Source organism: Streptomyces sp. MK37H (genome assembly GCF_018035285.1).
GTDB lineage: Bacteria > Actinomycetota > Actinomycetes > Streptomycetales > Streptomycetaceae > Streptomyces > Streptomyces endocoffeicus.
In genome coordinates, this window is record NZ_JAAAYH010000583.1 from 1 (window position 1) to 4451 (window position 4451).

Sequence of the window (4451 nt, forward strand, 5' to 3'; positions counted from 1 at the left end):
GGGTTGCCGTCGTTGACCAGCGACTCGTAGTTGCCGACGTCGTCGAAGGCGAAGGCGTACGCCTTGCCATCAGCCATCTGGGCGTGGATCTTCCGGGCGTAGTGGTTGGTCACCGCGTCCTGGTAGAAGCCCGTGGAACTCGTATCGGGCTGGTTGGAGTTGGTCAGGAGCGTGGAACGGTTGTAGCCCGCGCACAGGGTGCGCGAGATCGGGCCGCGGACCAGGTCGTTCGGCGCGTCCAGGAACTTGTAGCAGCCGAAGATGCTGTCGGCGTCGGGCTTCTGGAACGTGGTGACGAGGGCGCCGGAGCTGTTGGTGAAATTCATGACGTTGCCGGAGACCCTGCCGTAGTACTTGGTGCCCGGCTGGTCCGCGAACGGTGTCACCGTCAGCGTGGAGGTGGCGTACTTGGTCCAGACCCGGTTGATGTAGTCGTTCATGACGGTGCTCGGCAGGGCGCCGGCCTCGATGCCGTGGCCGGGCGCGAGGGCACGCACGATGGTCCCGTCGGACCGGGTCCGGATGAGGTTGGCCCAGCCGCCGGGCTGGCCCTTCAGGGCGTTGAAGAATCCGGCGTAGCCGCCTGGCTTCAGGTGGCCGGTGTTCTTGACGGTGCCGGAAGTGTTCTTGACGCCGACCGCGTACGGGGCCGAGAACATGTCGACCTGTGTGCTGTTGATCCACAGTCCGGCGTCGTTGAGGGTGTACTCGCTCCAGTTGAAGAGGATGTCCACGTTCGGGTCGGACGGGTTCTGCACCGCGGGCTGCACGAGGCCGCCGGTGGTCAGCTTGAAGACGAGCTTCTGGCCGTAGGAGAAGTAGACCCGGCCGGAGAACTTCGGCATCCGGAGCGTCTTGGTCTGGCCGTTGGCCGGTCCGACGATCGACGCGTCGGGCGCGGGGGTCGGCGGGTTGCCGCCGGCGGGCCAGGGGTGGAACGTGCCGTTCGCGTCGGCCCAGCCCTGCTGGCCGGTCGAGAGCAGAGTCCCGATGTTGTAGATGTAGATCTGATCACTGCGCCCGGAGTTGTTCTTGAACTCGAGCGGGATGGTCGTGGGCACCGCGGCTTCGGCGTGGGATGCGGGGCCCACGGCCGTGAGTCCAGCAGCGACGGCCACGGCGGCGACCAGCGCCACCAGCACCTTCCGTAAGGCAAGCACGCTCGTCCTCCTGCCAGGTGGGCTTCTCCCACCGGAGTTGAATGCGACGGACGGACGGTCGGGGCCGCACCCCGCCGGAGGGGAGGTCAGGGGGACAGCGGACCCGTCCGGTCGTGCGAGAGCGCTCCCAGAGTGCGCTCATGAGCGGTACACGTCAAGGTCTAGACCAATATGGATCACGGCCGGGGTTCCGGCGCCACCAGCGCGTCGCCGGCGCGGCGAGGAGCGTCGCGCCGGCCAGGAGGGAGCCTGGTGCTCGAACCTACGCGCCGTCATCGGGCACGGGGATCAACTGCCGGGGACGGTGTCCTCGAACGTCGTGCCCGTGCTGCGGTACGCGCTCAGCTTGGCGGTGACCTGCGTCGGCGTGAGGACCTGGTCCTTGACGTGCATGACGTAGTCGACCTGTTGGTCGTAGGCTCGCGCGGTCGTGCTGGTCTGGCCCGCGAGGTCGATCAGCCACTGGTTGAAGTTGATCGACATGGGCCGCTCCGGCAGGTACGCGGCGTCGTGAGTGCCGAAGAGCTGCCCGTCGATGTAGTACTTGATGGTGCTGTTGTCGATGGTCAGCACCAGGTCGTGCCAGCCGTTGTAGCTCCGACGGCCTTCGGTGTGCTGGTTGACCGCCACCCATGGATCGGCCTGGTAGGTCTCCCAGGACGTCGTGTAGAGGATGTCGGACGTCTCGCCCCAGCCGCCGTTGGGCAGGTACTCGAAGTCGTACTCCGCGTAGTCGTCCGCCATCGGGGCGGTGAGGTCGTTGATGGTGAAGAAGGTCTGGACGAGGTGATCGCCGTCCGGGCCGGACTTGGGCGCGTCGCTGAACTTGACGCGGGCCGCGTAGGTGCCGTTCTTGAACTTCATCGCCTTGGTGAGGATCTCGGTCTGCTTGGTGCTCGCCGCGGTGCCGGCGGTCGAGGTCTCCAGGTTCATGATGGAGTTGCCGCCGGTGGAGGAGAAGGTGACCTTCTCGGGCGCCCAGGTGGCGCCGGGCACGCCGGGGCCACCGGAGTTGGAGCGCACGCTCCAGCCGTGCGCCGAGATCCTCGGGTCGCTGTAGCCGCTGTAGTTGAAGTCGTCGAACAACGTGGCGGCGTCGGCCGGAGGGTCGGTGGGCGGGTCGGCGGGCGGGTCCTCCGGTTCGTTGCCCGCGGGGGCCGTGCCCCACACGGTGGTGCCGGCCAGCTGCGCCGTGACCTTGGACCAGTCGCCGTACGACGTCTGGGAGGCGCCGAAGGAGTAGTCGTCGCTCTGGTTCAGCGCGGCCCACGTCGACTGGTAGAAGCGCAGTTGCAGGTCGCCGGTGTCGGCGCCCGGGGCGAGGGAACCGGCACCGGAGGTGAAGCCGATCTCGAGGTAGCGGTCGGCGGTGGCGGTCGGGTGGGCGAGCGTACCGAAGGTGCCCGTGACGTTGGCGCAGCCCTTGACGGCCCAGGAACAGGCGAAGCGATAGGTCGCGCCCGCCGAGTCGGCCTTGAAGTAGTAGCGGACCTTGACGCTGCTCAACGTTACGCTCGCGTCGCCGGTGTTCTTCACCTTGATCCAGGGTTCGGCCTGGTCGGCGCCGGCTCCGGTGGCGCTCGTACGGTACTGGACGCTCAGCCCGTCGGTGGCCGCGCTCGCGGTGGCCGGGAGTGCGGTGAGCGCGGCGGCGCCCATGGTCACCGCGACGGCGGTGTGTGCGGCGGTGCGCAGCCGGTTCTTCGCGAATCTCATCGTTGTTCCTCCAGAACGGTGGGGGGATTCCCGGAACAGGTCGGGGTCAGGGGTGGTGGTGGACGCCGAGCGCGTCGAGCCGGGCGGTGTGCTCGTCGAGGCGGGACCGGAAGTCGGCCCAGTCCGTCGCACCGCTCCAGCCGCGGTCGGCGAGGGCACACAGCCGCGGGTAGGTGAGGTATTCGATGTGGGCGGGCGTCGTGACGAACTCGGTCCACAGCTGGGCCTGTGTGCCGAGCACCCGCCCGGCCACCTGGGCGTCCGCGTCCTCGGGTACGGGGGCGTGGGCGTGGACGGCGCGCAGATCGACCACGGGGCCGGGCTGGGCCGGCGGCTCGTGCGGGGCGTCGGACTGGGCGTAGTCGAGATAGGTGGCCCGGTAGTACGCGCTGACGACGGGGTGGCCGCGGCGGGCCGCCGTCAGGGTATGGGCCGGGTCGCGCCAGGTCATCACGGTGAAGTCGAGGGGCAGTTCGGCGCCGGTCTCGGCCCAGCCGACCGGGCGGCGTCCGTGACGGACGAGGAAGTCGCCGATCTTCCCGAGGAACCAGCCGTGCAGGGCCTCGGGGTTCGGCAGGCCCTCCGCCGCTGCTCGTTCGCGTGCGGCGGCGCTGTGCGTCCACTCGGTGGTGGGGCACTCCTCGCCGCCGATGTGGAGGTACGGCGAGGGGAAGAGGTCCATGACCTCGTCGAGGACGGTGCGGCAGAAGTCGAGGACCTCGTCGTGGACACCGAGGACGGTGTCGCACACGCCCCATCGCGTCCAGACGTCGAGGGTGCGCTCCGGGTGGTTGCCCAGTCCCGGGTAGGCGGCGAGGGCGGCGCGTGCGTGCCCGGGCATCTCTATCTCGGGCATGACGGTGACGCCGCGAGCGGCGGCGTACCGGACCAGGCCGGCGAGTTCGGCCCGCGTGTACGCCCCACCGTGCGGGACGCCGCCGGACGTGTCGCTGTCCGCCGGGCCTTTCGGGGATGCGGCGCGGTGGCCGCCGATCTCGGTGAGCTTGGGAAAGGCGGCGACCGGCATGCGCCAGCCTTGGTCGTCGGTGAGATGCAGATGGAACATATTGATCTTGTGCAGGGCCAGTAGGTCGACGTACCGGCGCAGGAAGGAGACGGGCTGGAAGTGGCGGGCCACGTCCAGCATCGCGCCGCGCCAGGGGTGACGCGGGACGTCGGTGATGTCGACGCACGGCAGCAGCCACCGCGTACCGCGCTGCGGGATTTCCGACAGGGCCTGCGGAGGGAGGAGCTGACGGACCGTCTGGATACCGCGCAGCAGGCCGGTGAGGTGCGCGGCGCGCAGCAGCACGGCGTGCGGGTCGATGGTGAGCCCGTACCCTTCTTCACCGAGGCCGCCGGGGCCGCCGAGACCGCCGAGACCCGCGTCGAGCACCAGGGCGAACCGTCCGTCCGGTGACGGTCGCGGGGACAGCCCGGTGGCGGGGGCGAGCAGGCTGCCCAGCAGGTCCGCGGCCGGTTCGGCGCCTGCGCCGACGTGCAGTGCGGTGCTGCGGTCGAGCGTGAAGTGACCGGGCCGGAGAGCGGCCTCGGTGGGGCGCGGTACGAGGGCGG

Annotated in this window: 3 protein-coding genes; all 3 read right to left on the reverse strand. The window is 69.7% G+C overall.

Annotated features, from left to right (window positions below; all coding sequences use genetic code 11):
• On the reverse strand, positions 1 to 1160 hold a 1160-nt coding region (locus tag GWI24_RS40975), incomplete at its 3' end, for a glycoside hydrolase family 64 protein (protein WP_308344258.1).
• A gap of 288 nt (positions 1161 to 1448) precedes the next feature.
• The gene (locus GWI24_RS40980; protein WP_210951104.1) at positions 1449 to 2876 is read right to left on the reverse strand and encodes a cellulose binding domain-containing protein; all 1428 of its coding nucleotides are present in this window, start codon (positions 2874 to 2876) and stop codon (positions 1449 to 1451) included.
• Positions 2877 to 2922: 46 nt separating this feature from the next.
• Positions 2923 to 4451: beta-N-acetylhexosaminidase (locus tag GWI24_RS40985; RefSeq protein ID WP_210951105.1), on the reverse strand; the 1529-nt coding region annotated here is incomplete at its 5' end.

Coding starts and splice junctions, on each gene's coding strand:
- GWI24_RS40980 (WP_210951104.1), bottom strand. CDS start 2,876: ATGAGATTCGCGAAGAACCGGCTGCGCACCGCCGCACACACCGCCGTC.